The sequence below is a fragment of the Micromonospora sp. WMMD1076 genome (assembly GCF_029581475.1).
GTDB lineage: Bacteria > Actinomycetota > Actinomycetes > Mycobacteriales > Micromonosporaceae > Micromonospora > Micromonospora aurantiaca.
Window position 1 is genome coordinate 5,827,259 of sequence record NZ_CP120862.1, and the last position, 20,128, is coordinate 5,847,386.

General features: G+C 73.3%; 23 protein-coding genes. 10 read left to right on the forward strand and 13 right to left on the reverse strand.

Annotated features, from left to right (window positions below):
* The first annotated feature begins 118 nt into the window (after positions 1 to 118).
* Positions 119 to 1,402, forward strand: coding sequence for a serine--tRNA ligase (gene serS / locus O7622_RS26220; protein ID WP_184975299.1), 1,284 nt, complete (start codon positions 119 to 121; stop codon positions 1,400 to 1,402).
* Here serS and O7622_RS26225 read toward each other — a convergent pair.
* Genes O7622_RS26225 through O7622_RS26240 form a run of 4 tightly spaced genes read right to left on the reverse strand, consistent with a single transcriptional unit; the run spans position 1,389 to position 5,982 of the window.
* Positions 1,389 to 2,327 (reverse strand): cytochrome c biogenesis CcdA family protein, encoded by a 939-nt coding sequence (locus O7622_RS26225; protein WP_282310808.1) that lies wholly within the window; start codon positions 2,325 to 2,327, stop codon positions 1,389 to 1,391. The two genes, serS and O7622_RS26225, sit on opposite strands and share 14 nt — an antisense overlap.
* Positions 2,324 to 2,893: a redoxin family protein gene (locus O7622_RS26230; RefSeq protein ID WP_282310809.1), complete on the reverse strand. Its 570-nt coding sequence runs from the start codon at positions 2,891 to 2,893 to the stop codon at positions 2,324 to 2,326. Before O7622_RS26230 ends, O7622_RS26225 begins: the two co-directional genes overlap by 4 nt.
* Before the next feature lie 15 nt (positions 2,894 to 2,908).
* Positions 2,909 to 4,375, reverse strand: a complete 1,467-nt coding sequence (locus tag O7622_RS26235) for an NADH-quinone oxidoreductase subunit NuoF family protein (protein WP_282310810.1) — start codon at positions 4,373 to 4,375, stop codon at positions 2,909 to 2,911.
* Positions 4,372 to 5,982, reverse strand: coding sequence for a hypothetical protein (locus O7622_RS26240; RefSeq protein ID WP_282310811.1), 1,611 nt, complete (start codon positions 5,980 to 5,982; stop codon positions 4,372 to 4,374). The genes O7622_RS26235 and O7622_RS26240 overlap by 4 nt, the downstream gene beginning before the upstream one ends.
* A gap of 291 nt (positions 5,983 to 6,273) precedes the next feature.
* Between O7622_RS26240 and O7622_RS26245 the strand changes: the two genes are divergently transcribed.
* A complete protein-coding gene (locus O7622_RS26245; protein ID WP_282310812.1) occupies positions 6,274 to 7,719 on the forward strand; it encodes an alpha-amylase family protein in 1,446 nt (481 codons plus the stop codon).
* A 73-nt stretch (positions 7,720 to 7,792) separates the two neighbouring features.
* Entirely contained in the window at positions 7,793 to 8,683 is an 891-nt protein-coding gene (locus O7622_RS26250) for a L,D-transpeptidase (protein WP_282310813.1), read from the forward strand.
* A gap of 6 nt (positions 8,684 to 8,689) precedes the next feature.
* Here O7622_RS26250 and O7622_RS26255 read toward each other — a convergent pair whose 3' ends face one another.
* From O7622_RS26255 to O7622_RS26275, 5 genes are all read right to left on the reverse strand, one after another.
* A complete protein-coding gene (locus O7622_RS26255) occupies positions 8,690 to 9,310 on the reverse strand; it encodes a response regulator transcription factor (protein ID WP_043329150.1) in 621 nt (206 codons plus the stop codon).
* On the reverse strand, positions 9,307 to 10,461 hold the full coding sequence (locus O7622_RS26260; protein WP_282310814.1) for a histidine kinase: 1,155 nt from the start codon (positions 10,459 to 10,461) through the stop codon (positions 9,307 to 9,309). Before O7622_RS26260 ends, O7622_RS26255 begins: the two co-directional genes overlap by 4 nt.
* A gap of 21 nt (positions 10,462 to 10,482) precedes the next feature.
* The gene (locus O7622_RS26265) at positions 10,483 to 11,295 is read right to left on the reverse strand and encodes an ABC transporter permease (RefSeq protein ID WP_282310815.1); all 813 of its coding nucleotides are present in this window, start codon (positions 11,293 to 11,295) and stop codon (positions 10,483 to 10,485) included.
* A 23-nt stretch (positions 11,296 to 11,318) separates the two neighbouring features.
* Positions 11,319 to 12,209, reverse strand: a complete 891-nt coding sequence (locus O7622_RS26270; RefSeq protein ID WP_282310816.1) for an ABC transporter ATP-binding protein — start codon at positions 12,207 to 12,209, stop codon at positions 11,319 to 11,321.
* Between the two features lie 137 nt (positions 12,210 to 12,346).
* Complete coding sequence (locus tag O7622_RS26275) at positions 12,347 to 13,090, reverse strand: SDR family oxidoreductase (RefSeq protein WP_282310817.1); 744 nt, start codon at positions 13,088 to 13,090, stop codon at positions 12,347 to 12,349.
* A 139-nt stretch (positions 13,091 to 13,229) separates the two neighbouring features.
* On the opposite strand from O7622_RS26275, the gene O7622_RS26280 reads away from it, so the two are divergent.
* The 3 genes from O7622_RS26280 to O7622_RS26290 all read left to right on the forward strand — a co-directional run bounded on the left by O7622_RS26280 (position 13,230) and on the right by O7622_RS26290 (position 14,795).
* Entirely contained in the window at positions 13,230 to 14,081 is an 852-nt protein-coding gene (locus O7622_RS26280; RefSeq protein WP_282310818.1) for an alpha/beta fold hydrolase, read from the forward strand.
* A gap of 88 nt (positions 14,082 to 14,169) precedes the next feature.
* Complete coding sequence (locus tag O7622_RS26285; RefSeq protein ID WP_282310819.1) at positions 14,170 to 14,379, forward strand: type II toxin-antitoxin system VapB family antitoxin; 210 nt, start codon at positions 14,170 to 14,172, stop codon at positions 14,377 to 14,379.
* Positions 14,376 to 14,795, forward strand: a complete 420-nt coding sequence (locus O7622_RS26290) for a PIN domain nuclease (protein ID WP_282310820.1) — start codon at positions 14,376 to 14,378, stop codon at positions 14,793 to 14,795. Before O7622_RS26285 ends, O7622_RS26290 begins: the two co-directional genes overlap by 4 nt.
* 67 nt (positions 14,796 to 14,862) lie before the next feature.
* Here the strand turns inward: O7622_RS26290 and O7622_RS26295 are convergent, their stop codons facing one another.
* From O7622_RS26295 to O7622_RS26305, 3 genes are read right to left on the reverse strand one after another with little or no spacing between them, the layout of a single operon-like run.
* The gene (locus tag O7622_RS26295) at positions 14,863 to 15,081 is read right to left on the reverse strand and encodes a hypothetical protein (RefSeq protein ID WP_282310821.1); all 219 of its coding nucleotides are present in this window, start codon (positions 15,079 to 15,081) and stop codon (positions 14,863 to 14,865) included.
* Entirely contained in the window at positions 15,078 to 15,332 is a 255-nt protein-coding gene (locus tag O7622_RS26300) for a hypothetical protein (RefSeq protein ID WP_282310822.1), read from the reverse strand. The genes O7622_RS26295 and O7622_RS26300 overlap by 4 nt, the downstream gene beginning before the upstream one ends.
* Positions 15,329 to 15,643, reverse strand: coding sequence for a DivIVA domain-containing protein (locus O7622_RS26305; protein WP_282310823.1), 315 nt, complete (start codon positions 15,641 to 15,643; stop codon positions 15,329 to 15,331). The genes O7622_RS26300 and O7622_RS26305 overlap by 4 nt, the downstream gene beginning before the upstream one ends.
* Positions 15,644 to 15,913: 270 nt before the next feature.
* On the opposite strand from O7622_RS26305, the gene O7622_RS26310 reads away from it, so the two are divergent.
* The 3 genes from O7622_RS26310 to O7622_RS26320 all read left to right on the forward strand — a co-directional run bounded on the left by O7622_RS26310 (position 15,914) and on the right by O7622_RS26320 (position 18,194).
* Positions 15,914 to 16,750: a helix-turn-helix transcriptional regulator gene (locus O7622_RS26310; RefSeq protein ID WP_282310824.1), complete on the forward strand. Its 837-nt coding sequence runs from the start codon at positions 15,914 to 15,916 to the stop codon at positions 16,748 to 16,750.
* A 38-nt stretch (positions 16,751 to 16,788) separates the two neighbouring features.
* Entirely contained in the window at positions 16,789 to 16,971 is a 183-nt protein-coding gene (locus O7622_RS26315) for a DUF397 domain-containing protein (RefSeq protein ID WP_282314232.1), read from the forward strand.
* Between the two features lie 83 nt (positions 16,972 to 17,054).
* Positions 17,055 to 18,194 (forward strand): site-2 protease family protein, encoded by a 1,140-nt coding sequence (locus tag O7622_RS26320; protein WP_282310825.1) that lies wholly within the window; start codon positions 17,055 to 17,057, stop codon positions 18,192 to 18,194.
* 175 nt (positions 18,195 to 18,369) lie between these two features.
* On the opposite strand, the gene O7622_RS26325 is transcribed toward O7622_RS26320, so the two are convergent.
* The gene (locus O7622_RS26325; protein WP_282310826.1) at positions 18,370 to 19,596 is read right to left on the reverse strand and encodes an FAD-binding protein; all 1,227 of its coding nucleotides are present in this window, start codon (positions 19,594 to 19,596) and stop codon (positions 18,370 to 18,372) included.
* Positions 19,597 to 19,663: 67 nt separating this feature from the next.
* On the opposite strand from O7622_RS26325, the gene O7622_RS26330 reads away from it, so the two are divergent.
* Positions 19,664 to 20,056 carry a hypothetical protein gene (locus tag O7622_RS26330; RefSeq protein ID WP_282310827.1) on the forward strand — a complete coding sequence of 131 codons (393 nt, stop codon included), beginning with the start codon at positions 19,664 to 19,666 and terminating at the stop codon, positions 20,054 to 20,056.
* Positions 20,057 to 20,128: the final 72 nt, after the last annotated feature.

Below are 20,128 nucleotides of genomic sequence, written 5' to 3' on the forward strand. Positions count from 1 at the left end.
TGGGCTCGCCCTCTGGGAGCGCGGCGGCGGGCTGCGCGGGCCGGGCCGGGGCGGCGGGGGCGCGACGGTAGCATCTGGAGGTCCCACCTGACTGCCTGGACGGAGGCGTACGAGCAGCATGCTCGACATGGAGTTGATCCGGAAGGATCGCGAGGCGGTGGCGACCGCGCTGGCGAAGCGTCTGGATCCCGCCGAGGTCACCCGGGCGCTGGACGACATCCAGCGGCTCGACCAGGAACGACGCGCCCTGATCACGGAGATCGACGCCGAGCGGCAGCGCCGCAAGGCCGAGGCGCGCGCGTACGCGGAGGCGAAACGGTCCGGCGGCACGCCGCAGCCGGTCGCCCCGGAGGCCGAGCGCAAGCAGCTCGCGGAGCTGGAGTCCCAGCTCGACGAGGTGCAGTCCCGGCTCCGCTCGGCGATGAGCGAGCTGCCGAACCTGCCCGCCGACGACGTGGTCCCCGGCGGCAAGGAGGCCAACCGGGTGGTGCGGACGTTCGGCGAGGCGCCGGCCATCGAGAAGGTACGCGACCACGTGGAGCTGAGCCGCGCGCTCGGCCTGGTCGACCACGAGCGGGGCGTGAAGCTCGGCGGCTCGGGCTTCTGGATGTACACCGGTCTGGGCGCCCGGCTGGAGTGGGCGCTGGTGAACTGGCTGATCGAGCAGAACATCCAGGCCGGCTACGAGTTCCTGCTCCCGCCGCACCTGCTGCTGGACAGCGCCGGTTTCGCCGCCGGGCAGTTCCCGAAGTTCCACGACGACGTCTACCACATCGACAAGCAGTCGTCCTCGCGCGGCCAGTTCCTGCTGCCCACGGCGGAGACGGCGATCCTCGGCGCGTACCAGGACGAGATCCTGGAGACGCCCAAGCTGCCGTTGAAGGCGTTCGCGTACACGCCGTGCTACCGGCGCGAGGCGGCCGGTTCGCACTCCGACGAGCGCGGCACCGTGCGCGGCCACCAGTTCAACAAGGTGGAGATCTTCCAGTTCACGCTGCCGGAGCAGGCGGGCGAGGCGCTGGAGGCGATGGTCGGGCACGTCGAGGGCCTGGTCGGCAAGCTCGGTCTGCACTTCCAGACCAGCCTGCTCGCCGCCGGTGACGCGAGCGCGTCGATGAAGAAGACGCTCGACGTCGAGGTGTGGATGCCGAGCACCGGCAAGTACAAGGAGGTGTCGTCGGTCTCCTGGGCCGGCGACTACCAGGCCCGCCGGGCGGCGATCCGCTACCGCGAGCCGGGCGCGAAGCAGACCCGCTTCGTGCACACGCTCAACGGCTCGGCGCTCGCCACCAGCCGCCTGTTCCCGGCCATCCTGGAGCAGTGCCAGCAGCCCGACGGCTCGGTGGTGGTCCCGGAGGTCCTCCGCGACAAGCTCGGCACCGACCGCCTCACCCCGCGCTGACCCGCGTCCCCGCCGCTCCCCCGCGATCTTGCACGTTCGACCCCCGGGAAGTCCGGTTCACCCCTTCTGCCCGGGCACCAAGTGCAAGATCGCGGGGGCGGCGGGAGCGGGAGACGGCGAGGGCTGTTACGAGCAGCGCGGCGAGCAGCGCCGTGAGGACGGCGGGGCCTGTGGTGGCGACGGCGCTCACCAAGGTCTGCTGAATACCGGCGGCGGTACGGATGACCGGGTCGGTGAAGGCGTCGTAGCGGCCCTGGGCGAGGCGTACCTCGTACCAGCCGTACCAGGCGACGTAACCGCCCGCGATCAGCAGCACCAGGCCGCTCAGCCGCGGCACCCACGCGCCCGCACCACGCAGCCGCGCCACGACCCGACCGCGCAACAGCGCCACGGCGAGCGCGGCCACGCCGACCACGAGCGCCATCCCCAGCGCGTACGCGCCGAACAGCGCCAGCCCGCGCAGCGGCGACCCGGCCCGCAGGCTGGTCACCACGATCGCCAGGAACGGCGCGATCGCGCAGGTCAGCGACGTGAGCGCGTACGCCGCGCCGAACAGCGCCACGGACGGCCAGGTGCGGGTGAGCCGGGGCGCGACACGCAGCGGGCGCGGCGCGGGCAGCCGCCGGCCGGCGAGCAGCCAGCAACCGGCCAGCGCCAGCAGCACGCCGAGCGTCACTGTCAGCCACGGCAGCCGGGGCCGCAGCCAGTCCGCCGCCGGTGCCAGGGCGAGCCCGAACGCGCCGAACACCAGCACGTACCCGAGGGTGAGCCCGGCCGTCGCGGTGAGCGCGCGGCCGACCGCGCCGCGTCCGCCGTCGGGGCCGGCGACGAGCAGCGACAGGTACGCGGGCAGCATCGCGAAGCCGCACGGGTTGACCGCGCCGAGCATGCCCGCGGTGAGCGCGAGCAGCAGCGCGCCGGTCATCCCCGGGCCAGCGTCTCGACCTGCCGGGTCAGTGCCTCGCCGTCGAGGAATCCCTGGTGGACGACCCGGCCGGTGCGGTCCAGGACGACGAACGTGCTCTGCTCGGCCACCTTGAACCGGCGCCACAGCGCGCCCGCCCGGTCGTCGATCTGTGTCGTGCCGCCCAGGTCGAACTCGGTGACGAACGACTTCATGGCCTTCTGCTCCCCGAGCCCGGCGACGCCGACGATGGGGACCGTGTCGCGGTAGGCCGGGGCGATCTCGGCCACCGTCCATGCCTGGCCGGCGCAGGTGGCGCACCAGGGCGCCCAGAACCAGAGCACGACCGGCCGCCCGGCCAGGGCGGCGGCGTCGAACGCCGTACCGTCGAGGGTCTTGCCGGTGAACGACAGCGCGGCCGGCACCGCGACCGGTGACGCGGACGCCGGACCGGACGGGGACGCGGCGGCCGGGGGCGCCGGGGCGACCGCTCCGGCCCGGGCCCCGGGCTCGGGCCCGGCGGCGCAGGCGGTCGCGGCGGCAAGCGTCAGGACGGCGGCGGCTGTCACACGAACGGCGGTACGCATCGGCGGCTCCTGGTTCTACTCGGCCCGGACCAGGCGGAGCGCGAGTTCGGGACAGACCTTGACCGCCTTGAGCGCGCCCTCGCGCAGCCACGTCGGCACCGGTGTGGGCGGGAACGCCGGGTAGCCGTTGCCGTCGAGCCGGATGAAGTCCGGTACGACGTGCGCGCAGAGCCCGTGGCCGTCGCAGCGCGACCAGTCCAGTGTGAGCTTCTGCGGGTTGGCGTCCGGCGCGCCGGGCAGGCCCATCATGCCCTTGACCCGTTTGCCGCAGCCCTCGCCTGTGGCGTGCAGCCGCAGGTCGTCGGCGAACACCTCCATGGCGGACAGCGCGAACCGGGCGGTGCCGTCCGGGTGGCTGCACGCGCCGCGTCCCTTGACGTCGCCCGCGGCGGCCCGGACCAGCTCGACCGGTGCGCTGCCGGAGACCGCGAGGTCGACCGAGCGGGCCAGGTCGGGCAGGCCCATCTTGCACGGGCCGCACTGCCCGGCGGACTCGCCCGCGAGGTACCGCACCACCTGGGCGGCCTCGCCGAGCGGGCAGGTGTCTGCGCCGAGCGGCACGATGATGCCGGCGCCGAGCGTGCCGCCGACCGCGGTGAGTCCCTTGCGGGACACCTCGGCCCGCTCGGCTGCCGCTGCGGTGATCCACTTCCCGTGGTAGCCGCCCATCAGGATGCCCGGGCCGGGCGGCACCTCGCACAGGTCGAGGATCTCGCGCAGCGGGGTGCCCGCGGCGCACTCCACCACGGCGGGGCGCTTCGCCGACCCGGTGACTGTGAGCAGCACGGTGCCCGGCTCGTCGTCGGTGCCGAGCGCGGCGTACTCGTACGGGCCGATCCGGGCGGCGACGGCGAGCTGGGAGTACGTCTCGGCGTTCGACAGCAGCGTGGGCAGGCCGCCGACGCCGGAGTCGCTGGAGCGCTTCTTCGTGCCGGGCGGGATGTGCGGCAGGCCGTTGATGCCGTTGACCAGCGCGCCGCCCTCACCGGAGATGAACCGGTGCGGCACCGTGACGACGGTGGTCGGCACCGGCATCCGCCGTTCCTGCAACGCCGCGGTCAGCGAGGGCCGGCCCACGTCGTCGTCGGCCACCCCGATCACGATCTCCTCGGCGTCGAGCGCGAACGCGGCGAGCGCGGCGCCGTCCAGGACGAGGTGCGGGGCGCGGGTGAGCAGCACCTTGTCCTTCCAGCTCGCCGGCTCCCCCTCGGTGGCGTTGACCACCACCACGGCGCCGAGGTCCTGCCGCTCGCAGGACTCCAGCACGGCGCGCAGCTTGCGGGCGAACGGGAAGCCCGCACCGCCCTTGCCCTTGAGGTCGATCGCCTCGGCGAGCCGCAGCAGCGCCGCCGGTTCCATCGGGCCGATCGGGCCGTGCACCTCCTCGTGGGCCGGCAGGTCGAGCCGGCCGAACTCGGCGAACCCGGCGGTCAGGCGGGGCTCGCCGACACAGGCGACCGGCGGGACCGTCGTGCGCGTCACCGGGCCTCACCGCGCAGCCCGGCCCAGTACGCGCCGTCGACCGCGTCCGCGTCGGCCCGCTTGCGACGGCCGGAGCGGCTCTCCTTGCCCGCGCGCATCGCCCGGCGGGAGGCGAGGTCGACGAGCGTCGGGGTGTCGTCCACGAACGCCTCGTCGGCTGCGTAGCGGGCCGGCGGGCGCCAGTAGTCCGGCTCCTCCGGCACGTCCTCCTCGTCCCGGTAGCGGCGGCCGGACCCGCTGAGCGGTTCGGCCGAGAGCGGGGTGCCGGAGATCGGGCCGGCCGAGATGGGCTCACCGGAGACCGGGCGGGTCTCCCAGCGGCGCGGGCTGTCCCACGGCTCCTCCGGCTCGTCGGTGGCGCGCGGCGGCGCGGAGTAGCGGGCCACCTCGGCCGCGGTGGCGTACCGGCCGCTGTCCGGGGGTGCGGAGTGGCGACCGCCGGTGTCCGGCGGCGCCGAGTGCCGGCCGCCACTCTCCGGCGGCGCGGAGTACCGGGCGGCCGGATCCTCGTCGTCCCGGGAGCGACGGGCGACCCGCTCCTCGTTCCGGGGCCGGCGGGTCACGCGCTCCTCGTCGTCGCGGCGACGGCGGCGGGTGGTCTCCTGGGTGCGGGCAGGCCGGGCGGGCGCGTCCGGTTCGGCGTCGCGCCGCCGGGCGGCGGCCGCGCGGACCGGCTCGCGCAGCGACCCGGGTTCCGGCACCACGGGTACGGCGAACCGCTCCGGGTCGCGCCGCCGGGCGGTGCCCGCCGGTGCGGTCCAGGTGGCTGTCGCCTCGGCCCAGCGGCCCCGGCCGGCGCCGCTGTCCTCCTTGTCGGCGGCCTTCTTCCGGGTGAGCGCGGCGAACACGCCGGTACGCTCCTCGCCCTTGCCGGCCATCGCCTTGTTGAGCGCGACGGCCTGGTGCTGCTCGCGGCTGCGCTTGCCGAGGTGGACCGAGACGCGGACCAGCAGCGCCATCACCACGAGCACCACGCAGGCGAGGTAGCTCAGCACCACCCAGCCGGCGGCGGGCCGGCCGGCGTTGAGGCCGTGCACGAGCGCGAACGGCCAGGACACGTACGCCATCGAGTGCAGTCCGCGCCAGAACCACTTCGGGCCGACGCCGGCGAACCGGACCCGGATCAGGCCGGTCCAGAGCACGCCCACCATCAGCAGCGCGGCGACGGTGCCGAGCCCGATGTAGAGGCCGCTGCCGCTGATGAACGGCACCACCGCGTCGGTCGGCCCGGCCCGGCCGATCGCGACCTTGGTGATGACGTGGAAGACCAGCCCGGCCACGCCGAGCACGCCGGTGGCGCGGTGCGCCGACTGGAGCAGCACGCGGTGCCGGATGAGCAGCACCAGGCGGTCGGTGGCGAGCAGGCCCAGCATCACGGTGATGCTGAGCGAGACCAGGGCGACCACCCCGGCGAAGAACTCGGTGAAGAAGAATCCGTACGAGTACATGACGCCGCCGGCGCCGGCCAGCTCCACACCGGCCCACGCGAGGCCGAGCGCGGAGGCGGTCAGCGCCACCATCGCGGACTTCGACATCGTCCGGGCACCACGACTGGTGGTGGTGGTCCGGACGGTCGTCGCCTTCTCGTTCTGCTGTGCCCGGGCCATCTGCTCCTCGATCGTCTCGCGGCGGCGCCCCCACCGGCCGACCCTGCTCCCACCTCAGGTACGGAGGGGCGGCGCGGACGGATCACCTCCGGTGGCGAATTTCTCGGCCGGTTTCTCGAACCGTCCGCACCGGACGCGCGTGTAGCGCCTGACGCAACGACGGATGCCCATGCGTTGACAGACTTTGCAACAGCCTCGTAACCTTGCCGCAAAATTTCAGGCTGGTTGCAAGAAGCCGGCACTGATACAGGCTCCACTCCCCCGCATCCCCCGCACCCCGCAGGAGTCCTGATGCATCGACGCCGACGCCGCGCCGCCGCGCTCGCCCTGGGTCTGGCCGCGAGCCTGCTCGTCCCCCTCACCGCGGCGGCACCCCCGGCCGCCGCCGCCACCCCCGGCGCCAAGAAGGTCATCGTCCAGCTCTTCGAGTGGAACTGGACCTCGGTGGCCGCCGAGTGCACCAGCACGCTGGGCCCGAAGGGCTACGGCTACGTGCAGGTGTCCCCGCCCCAGGAACACGTCAACAGCAGCCCCTGGTGGGTGTCGTACCAGCCGGTCAGCTACCGGATCGAGTCCCGCAAGGGCACCCGCGCGCAGTTCCAGTCCATGGTGAACACGTGCCACGCCGCGGGCGTCAAGGTGATCGTCGACGCCGTGGTCAACCACATGTCCGGCCAGGACAACGGCGGCACCGGCTGGGCCGGCTCGTCGTACGGCCACTACAACTACCCGGGTGTCTACTCGGCGCAGGACTTCCACTACTGCGGCCGCAACGGCAACAACGACATCGCCAACTACAACGACCGGTACGAGGTGCAGAACTGCGAGCTGGTCAACCTCGCCGACCTCAAGACCGAGTCGGAGTACGTGCGCGGCCGGCTGGCCGCGTACCTCAACGACCTGCTCTCGCTCGGCGTCGACGGTTTCCGGCTGGACGGCAGCAAGCACATGCCGGCCGCGGACATCGCGGCGATCAAGGCCAAGCTGAACCGCAGCGCGTACCTGGTGCAGGAGGTCATCTACGGCGCCGGTGAGCCGATCCAGCCGACCGAGTACACCGGCAACGGTGACGTGCACGAGTTCCGGTACGGCAAGGACCTGGCCCGGATGTTCAACAACGAGCGCCTGGCGTACCTGAGGAACTTCGGCGAGTCCTGGGGCTACCTGCCGGGCGGTTCCGCCGTGGTCTTCACCGACAACCACGACACGCAGCGCGAGGGCGGCGTGCTCACCTACCGCAACCGCGGCACGTACGCGCTCGCCAACGCGTTCATGCTGGCCTGGCCGTACGGCACCCCGGCGGTCATGTCGAGCTTCACCTACAGCGGCCGGGACCAGGGACCGCCCGCCGACGGCAGCAACCGGATCACCAACGTCACCTGCTACTCGGGCTGGGAGTGCGAGCACCGCTGGCCGGTCATCGCCAACATGGTCGGCTTCCGCAACGCCACCGAGGGCGCCGGGGTCTCCAACTGGTACGACAACGGCTACCAGCACATCGCGTTCAGCCGTACCGGCAAGGGCTACCTGACGGTCAACGACGAGGACGGCGCGGTGAACGGCCGGTCGTACTACACCGGGCTGCCCGCGGGCCGCTACTGCGACGTCATCCACGGCACGTTCAGCAACGGCTCGTGCAGCGGCCCGGTGATCACCGTGGACTCGGCCGGCTGGTTCGCCGCGAACGTCCCCGCCCACGACGCGGTCGCCATCCACGTCGGCGCGAAGCTGAGCTGAGCCACCCGGGCCGCGAAGCCCCCGTACCCGTAGTACCGGGTACGGGGGCTTCCGGTCGGTTACAGTCGGTTTTGTGCTGTTCGACCGGTTCGCCACGCGCCGGCCTCCCGGCTGGCTGATCGCCGCGCTCGCCGTACCGCTGCTGCTCGTCACCGCGCTGCTGGTCGGCCGCGCGCTCACCGCCACGCCCGCGCGCCAGTCGGCGCCACCCGCCGCCGCGCCCCCGGCCACGACCGCCGCGCCGAGCCCGTCGCCGATGGAGTCGGTGCCGCCCGCCGCGCCGCCGCCGGACGACCTGCCGGTGGTCACCTACGACCCGGCGCCCCGCGGCTTCCCGCCCGACCCGGACCCGGCCGGCACCCGCCCGCTGAGCGAGGGGCTGCGCCCGAACCGGAACGTGGCCGCGTACGACGCACCGGGCGGCCGCCCGCTGGCGTTCCTCGCGCCGACCATCAGCGGCGTACGGCTGACGGTGCCGATCGTCGACCGCCGCTCCGGCTGGACCGCTGTGCTGCTGCCGTCGGCGAACCGCACCATCGCCTGGCTGCCGTCGGGTGGCTGGACCACTGTGGTGCTGCGCGACCAGATCGTGGTGGAGCGGCGCACCCACCGCCTCACCTGGAGCCGGGACGGGCGCGCGATGCGCACCTGGCCGGTCAGCCTCGGCATGTCCGGGCAGCTCACGCCGCTGGGCCGCACGTTCGTGCTGGGCCGCACCCCGCCCCCGGAGGCCGTCTACGGCGGCGTCGACATCTTCGCCCTCGGCGCGATCCCCGACGACCCGGGCGCGGTGCCGACCGGGCTGCGCGGCGCCCACATCGGACTGCACAGCTGGTACAACGACGACACGCTCGGCAAGAACGTCACAAACGGCTGCATCCGGCTGACCCGCAGCGCCCAGCGCCTGCTGCTGGCCGAGGTCGAGCCGGGCACCGCCTTCGTCGTGGTCGACCGCCTGCCCTGACCGGGCTCACCCGAGCAGCCAGCCGTTGGCCTCCGCCACCCGCACCGCGTCGGCCCGGTTGCGGGCGCCGGTCTTGCCGATCGCGGCGGAGAGATGATTGCGGACGGTCCCCTCGGACAGGTGCAACGTCGCCGCCAGCTCGGCCACAGTGCCGCCGCCGCGCGCCGTCCGCAGCACCTCGGTCTCCCGCTCGGTGAGCGGGCTCGGCCCGGTGGCGAGCGTCTCGGCGGCGAGCGCCGGGTCGACCACCCGCAGCCCGGCGTGCACCCGGCGGACCGCGTCGGCGAGCTGCCGCGCCGGGGTGTCCTTGACCACGAAGCCGTTCGCACCCGCCTCCATCGCCCGGCGCAGGTAGCCGGGCCGCCCGAACGTGGTCACCACGAGCACCCGGCAGGACGGCAGCGCGGCCCGCAGCGCGGCGGTCGCGGCCACCCCGTCCAGGCCCGGCATCTCCACGTCGAGCAACGCCACGTCCGGGCCGGTGCGCAGCGCCTCCGGCACCACCTCGTCGCCGCGGCTCACCTCGGCCACCACTGTGAGGTCCGGCTCCAGCGACAGCAGCGCGGCCAGCGCGCCCCGGACCAGCGCCTGGTCGTCGGCGAGCAGCAGCCTGATCGGTTCGGTCACAGGTGCGCCCCTCCGTCCGCAACCGCCCCGGGCACCGCCACCCGGAGCAGGAAACCACGCCCGTCGTCCGGCCGCGACACCGTCACCGTCGCGTCCAGCCGCCGGGCCCGCTCCCGGAGCCCGGCCAGGCCGTGCCCGGCCGTCGTGCCCCGCTGGTCCGCCGGACCCCGGCCGTCGTCGCGTACCTCCACCGCCGACGGTTCCACCCGGATGACGCACCGGCGGGCGGCGCTGTGCCGCACCACGTTCGTCACCCCCTCGCGGACCGCCCAGCCGAACAACTCGTCGCGGTCCACCGGCAGCGGCGGCACCGACTCCGGCAGCTCCGCGACGACGCCCGCGGCGGCCAGCGCCGACCGGGCGCCGGCCAGTTCGGAGGCCAGATCCACACCGCGGTACGCCCCGACGGTGCCCCGCACGTCCGCCAGCGCCTCCCGGGCCAGCCGCTCCACGTCGGCGATCTCGGCGGCGGCGCGGGCCGGGTCCAGCTCCATCAGCCGGCCGGCCAGCTCGGCCTTCACCGCCACCACGGTCAGCGAGTGCCCGAGGATGTCGTGCAGGTCCCGGGCGGCGCGGGCGCGTTCCTCCGCCACCGCCAGCCGGCGGATCTCCTGCTGCGCGGCCTGGAGTTCGCCGTTGCGCTGGGCCAGCCGGCTCACCCCGAACATCGCGAACGAGGCGAGCAGCACCGCGAAGACCAGCGTGCTCTCGTGCTCCCAGCCGGGCACCAGACGCGCGGTCACCGGCGGTGCCGCCGCGGCGAGCACCACCACGACCAGCGCTTCCGCCGACGGCAGCAGGAACACCGCGGCTGCCGCGACGAAGACCAGCGTGGTCAGCCAGTCGCCGCCGGTGCCGGGGATCCCGGCGAGTCCGAGCGCGAGCAGCACGGCGATCAGCAGCCGGGCCCGGCCGGGCGGCACCGGCTGGTGGCGCTGCCTGCGGGCCCGCGACCACTCGAAGATCAGCACGTACGCCACGGCGAACGCGACGAGCGCGCCGATCCCGACCAGCCGCCGCCACACCTGCGGCTGGTGCAGTGCGGTGGCGAACGGGATGTTGAGGAAGAAAAGCCAGACCGCCGCCAGCAGCCAGCCGGTGAACCGCCAGTGGCGGTTCACCGGCCGGGCCGGTACGGGCGGCGACGTCACGCCGATCACGCTAGCCCTCGCTCAGACCCGTGTGGTGTCCCGGCGGAACAGCCGGGCCGCGCCGAGTCCGAAGAACACGGTCCAGGCGGTCACGTTCGCCACCGCCGCCCAGTCCACCCCGGTGCCGGTCAGCGGCGCGCGGGCGAGCTGACCGACCCCGTACACCGGGGTGAACTCGGCGATCTGCCGCATCACGTCGGGCAGCAGTTCCAGCGGGACGAACAGGCCGCCCAGCATGGCCAGGATCGCCAGCACCGGGCCCATGAACTGCATGACGTTCTCGGCCGGGGCGAGATAGCCGACGAACAGCCCGAACGCGGCGAACACGAGCGCGCCGATCCAGGCGGTCAGGCCGGACTCCACCCAGACGTGCGCCGGCAGCCGGACCCCTGATGCGGCGCCGACAGCGAACTCCACGAGGACGCCGAACAGGCCGAGCACCATCGCGGTGGCCACCTTCGTCGCCACGTACGCGGCCGGGCGCAGCGGGGTGAGCCGCAGTTGCCGGCTCCAGCCCAGCGCGCGTTCGGTGGCGACAGCCGCGCCGGCGCTGGTGGTGGCGACCATGGCCGCGTACACGGCCAGGCTGATCATGATCCAGCCGGTGACCGGCAGCCCGTTGTCCAGCTTCTCCCCGCGCGTGGGCAGCCCGAACAGCAGGAAGAACACGGCCGGCATGACCAGGATGAACAGCAGCGTACGGCGGTTGCGCAGCACCCGGCGTATCTCGATGCCGAGCACCGGCGCGCAGAAGCCGCCGAGCGCGGGCGGGCGGCGGTCGGCCGCGCGGGTGCCGGTGGTGGACGAGGTCGTGGCGGTGGTCGTGGCCGTCATGGCAGGACTCCCCGAGGGTCGGTTCAGGCGGAGGCGGTCAGGGTGAGGAACGCGTCCTCGAGGTTGCGTGAGGTGATCTCCAGGTCCCGGGCGCCGGTGCGGGTCAGCAGGTGCCGGGCCACCACGTCGGAGTCCTCGCCGTGCACGAGCACCACGTCGCCGCGTACCTCGACCGACCGCACGCCCGGCAGCGCGGCGAGTGCGGCCTGGTCGGCGCCGGGCAGCGTGGCCCGCACGACCCGGCCGGCGGCCAGGTTCTTGATCTCGGCGGTGGTGCCGTCGGCGACCACGCGGCCCTGGCGGATCAGCACGATCCGGTCCGCGTACGCGTCGGCCTCGTCCAGGTAGTGGGTGGCGAACAGGACGGTCCGGCCGGAGCGGGCGTCGGTCCGGATCGCCTGCCAGAAGTCGCGGCGGCCCTCGACGTCCATGCCGGTGGTCGGTTCGTCCAGCACCATCAGGTCCGGGTCGGGCAGCAGCGCGAGCGCGAACCGCAGGCGCTGCTGCTGCCCGCCCGAGCACTTGCCCACCGCACGGTCGGCGATCCCGGCGATGCCGGCGCGCTCCAGCACCTCGGCCACCGGCCGGGTGTGGCCGTAGAAGTGGGCGGTCATCCGTACCGTCTCGGCGACGGTGAGGTCCTTGAGCAGGCCGCCGGTCTGCATGACGGCGGCGACCCGGCCGAGCCGGACGGCGTCGGCCGGGTCGCCGCCGAAGAGGCGGACCGTGCCGGCGTCCGGGCGGGCCAGGCCGAGCAGCATGTCGACGGTGGTGGTCTTGCCGGCGCCGTTGGGGCCGAGGAACGCCACCACCTCGCCCGGGGCGATCCGCAGGTCGAGCCCGTCGACGGCGGTCACCGGGCCGAAGGTCTTGGTGAGTCCGGCCAGGTCCACGGCCGGTGCGGGTTCGGTCATGCCCACGATGCTCCGGCGTACGGGGTCCGGCTCCCCGGAGCGGCAGTCACCTTCCGGCCGTGACATTTGTCAGGCGAGCAGTCCTCGTGCCCCTACCGGCGGCCCTGCCACGGTTCTGCCGGACGCCCGGGATCCGCTCAGGCTGTCGCGCCGCCGTCGACCGCTATCGACGCGCCGGTGATGTGCCGTCCGCCGTCGCCCACCAGGTGACCGACCGTCGCCGCCACGTCGTCCGGAGTCGCGTACCGGCCGAGGGCGATGTGCGACCGCTGCCCGTCCGCGCCGGCGCTGTCCGCCGGGTTCATGTCGGTGTCGGTCGAGCCGGGCAGGATCAGGTTGACGGTGATCCCACGCGGACCGAGTTCGCGGGCGAGCGCCCGGGTCAGCCCGTTCACGGCGCTCTTGGTCATCGCGTACGCGCTCACCCCGGGAGCCGGGACACGGCTGGCGAAGCTGCTGCCGATGTTGACGATCCGCCCGCCCGCGCCCATGTGGCGTACCGCCGCCTGAGTGGCGAGGTAGACCCCGCGCACGTTCACCGCGATAGCCCGGTCCAGGGCGTCGAGGCCGACCGAGTCGATCGGCCCACCCGCGAACACCCCGGCGTTGTTGACCAGGATGTCCAACCGCCCCAACTCGGCGACGGTCCGCTCCACGGCGCCGACCACCGCCGTCGCGTCGGCACTGTCCGCGTTGATCGACAGGCCGGTCCGGCCGTACGCCTCGATCTCGGCCACCACTGACTTCGCGCTGTCCACCGCGGTGCGGTAGGTAAACGCGACGTGGATGCCGTCCTCGGCCAGCCGGCGCGCGACGGCGGCACCGATACCCCGGCTCCCGCCCGTCACCAGGGCGACCCTGTCGGCAAGTCTGACCGTCATGTCGTCATCCTGACAGTCGACTCAGGACAGCGATCATCCGGGTCACCGGTCCATTTCCTGTCCGTTCGATCAGGCAGGATTGCAGGCAGCCAGTCCGGGTACGCGCGGGCCGTCCAGCGGCGAACCCGGGAGGTCAGACATGAGCGCACCGACGGGACGGGTCGACACGATCGTGCTCATCCACGGGCTCTGGATGACCTCGCGGAGCTGGGAGCACTGGGCGCAGCGGTACGCCGGGCGCGGCTTCCAGGTGCTCACGCCCGCCTGGCCCGGCATGGACCGCGAGGTGGAGGAGTTGCGGGCCGATCCGGCGCCGATCGCCGCGCAGCGCATCGCCGACATCGCCGGCCACTACGAGGCGATCGTCAGGGACCTGCCGCGCCCGCCGATCATCATGGGCCACTCGTTCGGCGGCCTGATCGCCCAGCTGCTGGCGGACCGGCGCCTCGGCGCCGCAGTGGTCGCCGTGCACCCCGCGCCGGTACGGGGCGTGCTCAAGCTGCCGCCCAGCACGCTGCGCTCCGGGTACTCCATCCTGCACAACCCGGCGAACCGGCACCGGGCGGTGCCGTTCACCCCGGAGGACTTCCGGTACGCCTTCGGCAACACGATCAGCCAGGAGCAGTCCGACGCGGCCTGGGAGCGGTACGCCGTACCGGGCGCCGGGCACGTGCTGTTCGAGGCCGCGTTCGCCAACCTGGACCCGGGCGCCGCCACCGAGATCGACAAGAGGCGCAGCGACCGTGCCCCGCTGCTCATCACCGCGGGCGGCGAGGACCACGTGGTGCCCGCGTCGCTGGCCACCAGCATCGCCAACCTCTACCGGAGTTCCACGGCGCTCACCGGCTACCGGGAGTTCCCCGGCCGGTCGCACTTCGTCGGCGGTGAGCCGGGCTGGGAGGAGGAGGCGGACTTCGCGCTGGAGTGGGCGGTCGAGGCGGCGAACGAGTTCTCCCCGACGGTGGTCGCCGAAGCCCCTCGACGCCGCTGACCACGCCCGACACCGCCGCAGAGGTATATCAAGAAGCCGAGAAATTGATATCATCGCCTCGTTCGCCTGCTGGACGAGGAGGCACGCCATGTCCCGCACCATTCTCGATGTCGACGACGACCTCCTGGCCGAGGCCGCCGAGATCCTCGGCACGGGCACCAAGAAGGCCACTGTCAACGCCGCGCTGCAGGAAGTGGTCAACCGGGAGAAGCGCCGGGAGTTCGCCGACTGGCTCAAGAGCGGCGGCCTGCCGGACCTCACCGACCCGGGGCGGGCGTCGAAGCCCGAAGCGGCGTGACGCGGGAGCGCTACCTCCTCGACAAGTCGGCGCTGGCCAGGTGGCCGAAGCCCGCCGTGGCGCCGGTCCTGGACGAGTTGTCCGATCGCGGTCTGCTGGCGGTCTGCGGCGCCATCGAGATCGAGGTCGTACACAGCGCCCGCTCGGCCAAGGACGCGAAGCGCGCTCGATGGCTGCTCCGCGGTTTCGACTGGCTCGCCATGCCCGACGACATCTGGGATCGTGCGATCGACGTCCAGGTGCAGGCGCTGCACAAGGGCAACCACCGCGCGCTCTCGATGGCCGATCTGCTGATCGCCGCGACGGCCGAACGGCATGGCGTGACAGTTCTGCACTACGACGGTGACTTCGACCTGATCACCGCGATCACCGGCCAGCCGACGACGTGGGTCGTCCCGGCCGGAACGGCCGACTGACCGACTCCGGTCCTCGATGTCGGGTGGGCCGCCGGGATCAGCGCCGAGGTGTCCAGGACAAGCCCATTCACGCGCCGGCCGCCCCGTCGCCCCCGAACTGGCGCAGCCACTCCATGTTCCGATCGTGCTGCTCGTCGGTGATCGGCGGCTGTTGTGCCAGCCTCCGGCGGGCCCGCTCGACGTCGTCGTCGGTAACCGAACAACCGACGTTCTCGGCCGCGGCTCGTGCATACGCCGCTTCCGGTGCGGCACGCGGGCGTCCGACCCCGCTCCGGCGCATGCTCATCGCGGCCGGAACCGCCGCGAGCACTCACCGTCGTGTTCGGGCCGGAGCAGACACCGCTGCCCACCGGGCAGCAACCGGTCGCAGAACACCCAGTGGCGGACGTTCTGGTCGTCCTCCGCCGAGACGGTGGTGCCGCCGGGCTCGGTCTGTGGCAGGACGTGGGTCCAGTGCGCCACCACCCGGGCCAGCCGCTGAGCGGAGAGCAGGTCGTTGACGACGACCGGCAGGTGGATCACCCAGCGCTCGGTCACCTGTCGTATCCCCGTTCGTTGCGCGCCTGGGCCTGTGCCGACTGCCAGCGGCGCAGCGCGTTCTTGATCCGGTCGGTCTCCCGGCGGCTCTGCGCCAGTGCGTCGTAGACGACGGCCAGGTCACCGGCGACCCGGTCGAGGAACTCCCGCACCTCCTGCGGGTCGAGCCCGCGCCGGCCCAGCGGGGCCGGCCGGAAGCTCCGCTCACGCACCTGCCAGGGGCGTAGCGGGTGGTAGGCCGACGAGCGGTAGCAGGTCGATCCGAGGACCGACCGGCGGCGACCTCGGACCCGCCCAAGGAAGACGCGCATGACAAGACCTGCCTCTCACCATCGAGATCGAACCGTGGAAGGGCGGGCCCGCCGATCCGCCGCGCACCGGCGGACCCACCCCGGCACCTGCCACCGCAGCCTTCGACCAGCAGTACGTCAGCAGGGCACAACGCGTGGCCCAGGTCGACACCCGGTGACTCAGGCGATCCGGCCACTCACTCATCGTGCAACGGACCACAGCCTCTGCGCAACTCCCGATTAGGGAGAGTGTCATTGCGAAGCTCGTCCGGTTCCGCCACACTGACCGGCATGACTGGAAGCCCGACCGTCCGACGTCGACGACTGGCCGCTGCCCTCCGCCGCCTCCGTGAGCAGACCGGCATGACAGCCGACCAGGCCGCCAAGGAGGTGGGGATCTCGAAGTCGGCGATCAGCCGCATCGAGAACGCGCAGGTGTCCGTCCTGCCGCCGGTCGCCCGTGGACTCCTTGAGCTGTACGGCGTGGAGGGCGACGAGGTGGACGCGCTCGTCCAGGTCGCCCGCGACGCCCGCAAGCGCGGCTGGTGGCAGGCGTACGACGACGTGCTGCCGGACTGGTTCGAGGTCTACGTCGGGCTGGAGGCCGAGGCGTCGGAGATCCGCGCCTTCGAGCCCCAACTGGTTCCGGGCCTACTCCAGACCGCCGACTACGCCCGCGCGGTCATCCGCGCCGAGCACCCGGACGCCCCGGGCGACGAGGTGGACCGGCGGGTGAAGTTGCGCATGCGCCGTCAGGAGACCGAGACTCCGCCGAAGCTCTGGGTGGTGCTGGACGAAGCGGCCCTGCGGCGGCCGGTCGGCGGCACGAAGCTGTTCGCGGCGCAGTTGCGGCGGCTGGCCGAGGAGGCGGACCGGCCCGGCCGCACCATCCAGATCCTGACCTTCGGCGCGGGCGAGTACGGGTCGATGGGCAGCGCCTTCAGCGTGCTGGCCTTCCCCGAGCCGGCCGATCCGGGGGTCGTCTACGTCGAGACCCGCGCGGGTAGCCTCTATCTCGAAGGCCAACAGGTCCGGGAGTACAGCCGCGTCTTCGAGCACCTGGTCGCCACGGCGGCCGGTGCCCGCGAGTCGCGCGACCTCATCCTGGGGGCGATCGACGAGCTATGAGAGGGACGGCGCAGGTGGAAGAGGTCAACCAGGCGACGATGACCTGGCGCAAGAGCACCCGTAGCAACGGTTCCGGAAACTGCGTCGAGGTCGCCGACAACCTCCCCGGCGTGGTCGGGCTGCGCGACAGCAAGGACCCCGCCGGTCCGGCCCTCGCCTTCGACCAGGCAGCCTGGTCGACCTTCATCGCGAGCGTCAAACAGCGGTCGTTCCGCCGCTGACGCCCTGATGGCTCTGCCCTGGTGCCCTGTGAGATGCCACCCGGCCCTGGTGTGCGGGTGGGTCCGCCGGGTATGACGGGAACATGAGGGCGAGTTTCCGTCTGGGTCGAATCGCCGGCGTACCGGTCGGCGTCAACTGGAGTGTCCTGGTCATCTTCGTGCTGATCGCGTGGGCGCTGTCGGCGAGCCTGTTCCCCGCCTCGTACCCCGGTCACTCGCCCGTCGCCTACGTCGCGGCCGGCCTGGCCGCCGCTGTGGTCTTCTTCCTCGGCCTGCTCGCCCACGAGGTGGCGCACGCGGTGGTCGCCAAGCGCAACGGCATCGAGGTCGAGGGCATCACGCTGTGGCTGTTCGGCGGCGTCGCCGAGCTGAAGGGCGAGGCGAAGGACCCGGGCGCCGAGCTGCGGATCGCCGGGGTCGGGCCGCTGGTCAGCCTGATCATCGGCATGGTCTTCGCGGCGATCGCGGTGGCGGTCGCCGCGGCGGGCGGGCACGGGCTGCTGCTCGGCGCGCTGGCCTGGCTGGCGGGCATCAACGTGCTGCTGGCGATCTTCAACGTGCTCCCCGCCGCCCCGCTGGACGGCGGGCGGCTGCTGCGCGCGGCGGTCTGGAAGTTCACCGGCGACCGGACCAAGGCGTCTGTGGTGGCGGCCCGTGCGGGCTGGGTGCTCGGCGTCGTGCTGATCGGGCTCGGGCTGTGGCGGTTCTTCACCGGCGCCGGGTTCGGCGGGCTCTGGCTGGCGCTGATCGGCTGGTTCCTGCTCGGGGCCGCCGGCCAGGAGGAACGCGCCGCCCGAATGGGCGACGCGCTGCGCGGCATCCGGGTCGGCGACGTGATGACCCCGCAGCCGCAGACCGCGTCCGGCGACCTCACAGTGGCCGACTTCGTCGACCACTACCTGTTCGCGTACCGGCACTCGGCGCTGCCGCTCACAGTCGACGGCAGGCCGGTCGGTCTGGTCACGCTCGATCGGGTACGCGGCATCGCGGCGGACCGCCGCGCCTCGACCACGCTGGCCGAGGTGTCCTGCCGGGCCGACGAACTGGTGCTCGCCCGCCCGGACGAGCAGCTCACCGACCTGCTCCCCCGGCTGAACGAATGCACCGACGGCCGGGCGCTCGTGGTGGTCGACGACCAGCTTGTCGGCATCGTCTCGCCCAGCGACATCAGCCGCGCGGTGCAACGCGGCAGCCTGCGCCAGCAGGTGCCGGCGGGGCGGTGACCCGCATGAGCGACCGCACCGAGCGAAGCGAGGGCCGGGAGCGCATGCCCGGTCAGCCCCGCATGAGCGACCGCACCGAGCGAAGCGAGGGCCGGGAGCGCATGCCCGGTCGGCCCCGCATGAGCGACCGCACCGAGCGAAGCGAGGGCCGGGAGCGCATGCCCGGTCAGCCCCGTCAGTCCCGGGGGAAGTAGCGGTCCAGCTCGGCGGTGCGGAACTTCCCCTTCGGGTCGAACTCGCGCAGCAGGGCGCGGAAGTCCTCGTGCCGGGGGTACACGGCGGCGGGATCGCGCTCGAACAGCTTGCCCCAGTGCGGGCGCGGCGCGAACGGGGCGAGCCGCGCCTCCACCTCGGCCAGCACCGGCGCCACAGCCACCGGGTCACCGATCCAGGTGAAGTGCAGCGCCAGCGAGTCGCGCCGGAAGTTCGGGCTCAGCCACAGATCGTCGGCGGCCACCGTACGCAGCTCGCAGATCTGGAGCACGGCGGCGATCCGGTCGGCGACCGGATCGAGCGCGGCGAGCGCGGCCGCCGCGTCGGCCCGGGCCACGTGCCACTCGGACTGCAACTCGTCGCCGCTGCTCGGGGTGAAGCCGAGCCGGAAGTGCGGCAGCCGCTCGTGCCACGGCCCGGGCTCGCCGAACTGCGCCGTGCAGTGCTCCGGCGACATGCCCGGCACCGGGTGCCGGGCAGAGTCGGCGGCCACCGTGTCCAGCCAGTCGGCGGGCGGCGGCGCCTGGTCGGCGAGCTGCTTCACCCACACCTGGTCGAAACGCTCCGAGCGCCACGACGTGAAGACGCTGACGCTGTACGCGGCGTCGAGCGCCTCGTCCAGCACCGCGCGGGGCAGGCCGAGACGCACATGCTGACGCACCGCGTACGTGGGCACCACGTCGAGCGTGAGCCGGGTGACAACGCCCAGCGCGCCCAGGTTGACCACCAGCCCGGCGAATCGCGGGTCACCGCGGTCGACGGTGATCAGGTCGCCGTCGGCGGTGACCAGTTCCAGCGCGGCGACGGCGGCTGCCAGGTTGCGGTTCCGCGCGCCGGATCCGTGGGTGGCGGTGGCGACCGAGCCGGCCACCGAGATGTGCGGGAGCGAGGCGAGGTTCGCCAGCGCGTACCCCTGAGCCTGGAGCGCGGTGGCCAGGTCGCCGTAGCGCAGGCCGGCCGCGACGGTGACGGCGCCGCGGTCGGGGTCGAGCGCGATTGCGGGCGGCAGGCCGTCCAGCGCGACCTGCGTGCCGGTGGTGTCGCCGAGCCGGTTGAACGAGTGCCCGGTACCGACGGCCCGGACCAGGTCGGCCTCCGCGACCAGCCGGCGCAGCTCGTCGGTCGAGGTCGGCCGCGATCGGGTACGCGCCGACCAGCCGACGTTTCCGGCCCAGTTGGTGTCCGCCATGCGCTGCATCATCCGCCATCATGCGGCGGCAGGGTTGCCCCGGCCGCCCAGCGGGAATCCAGGCGGGATGAGCAGCTACCGCGACCCGAGCCTCCGCGGCGACGTGTACCCGTCGGAGGAGGAGATCGACCCGACCGGCGTAGACCCCGAGGCTGCGGAGATGCCGCCTGCCGCTGCGGAGGTGTGGCCCGCCGCGACCGCGCCGGTGCCGGGGCCCACGCCGGAGCCCGAGCCGGACCCGGTGCCCCACCCGGGGCCGCCGCCGCGCCAGGCTTCGGGCCGGTCGATCGTGACCCGGCATCTGGACGGTTCCGTCGAGGTGGTGACCGACCTGGACGGCGACGGCGTGGCCGACGTGGTGCAGGTCGACCTGGACGGCGACGGTGTGCCCGACGTGACGTACCTGGACAGCGACCGCGACGGCCGCCTCGACACCGTCCGCCGCGCAACCCCACGCTGACGCACCGCCGCTGACGCAACTGGGCGCCTCCCGCCATATGAGATTGGCGTTCCGCGAAATAGGATAGCCGGG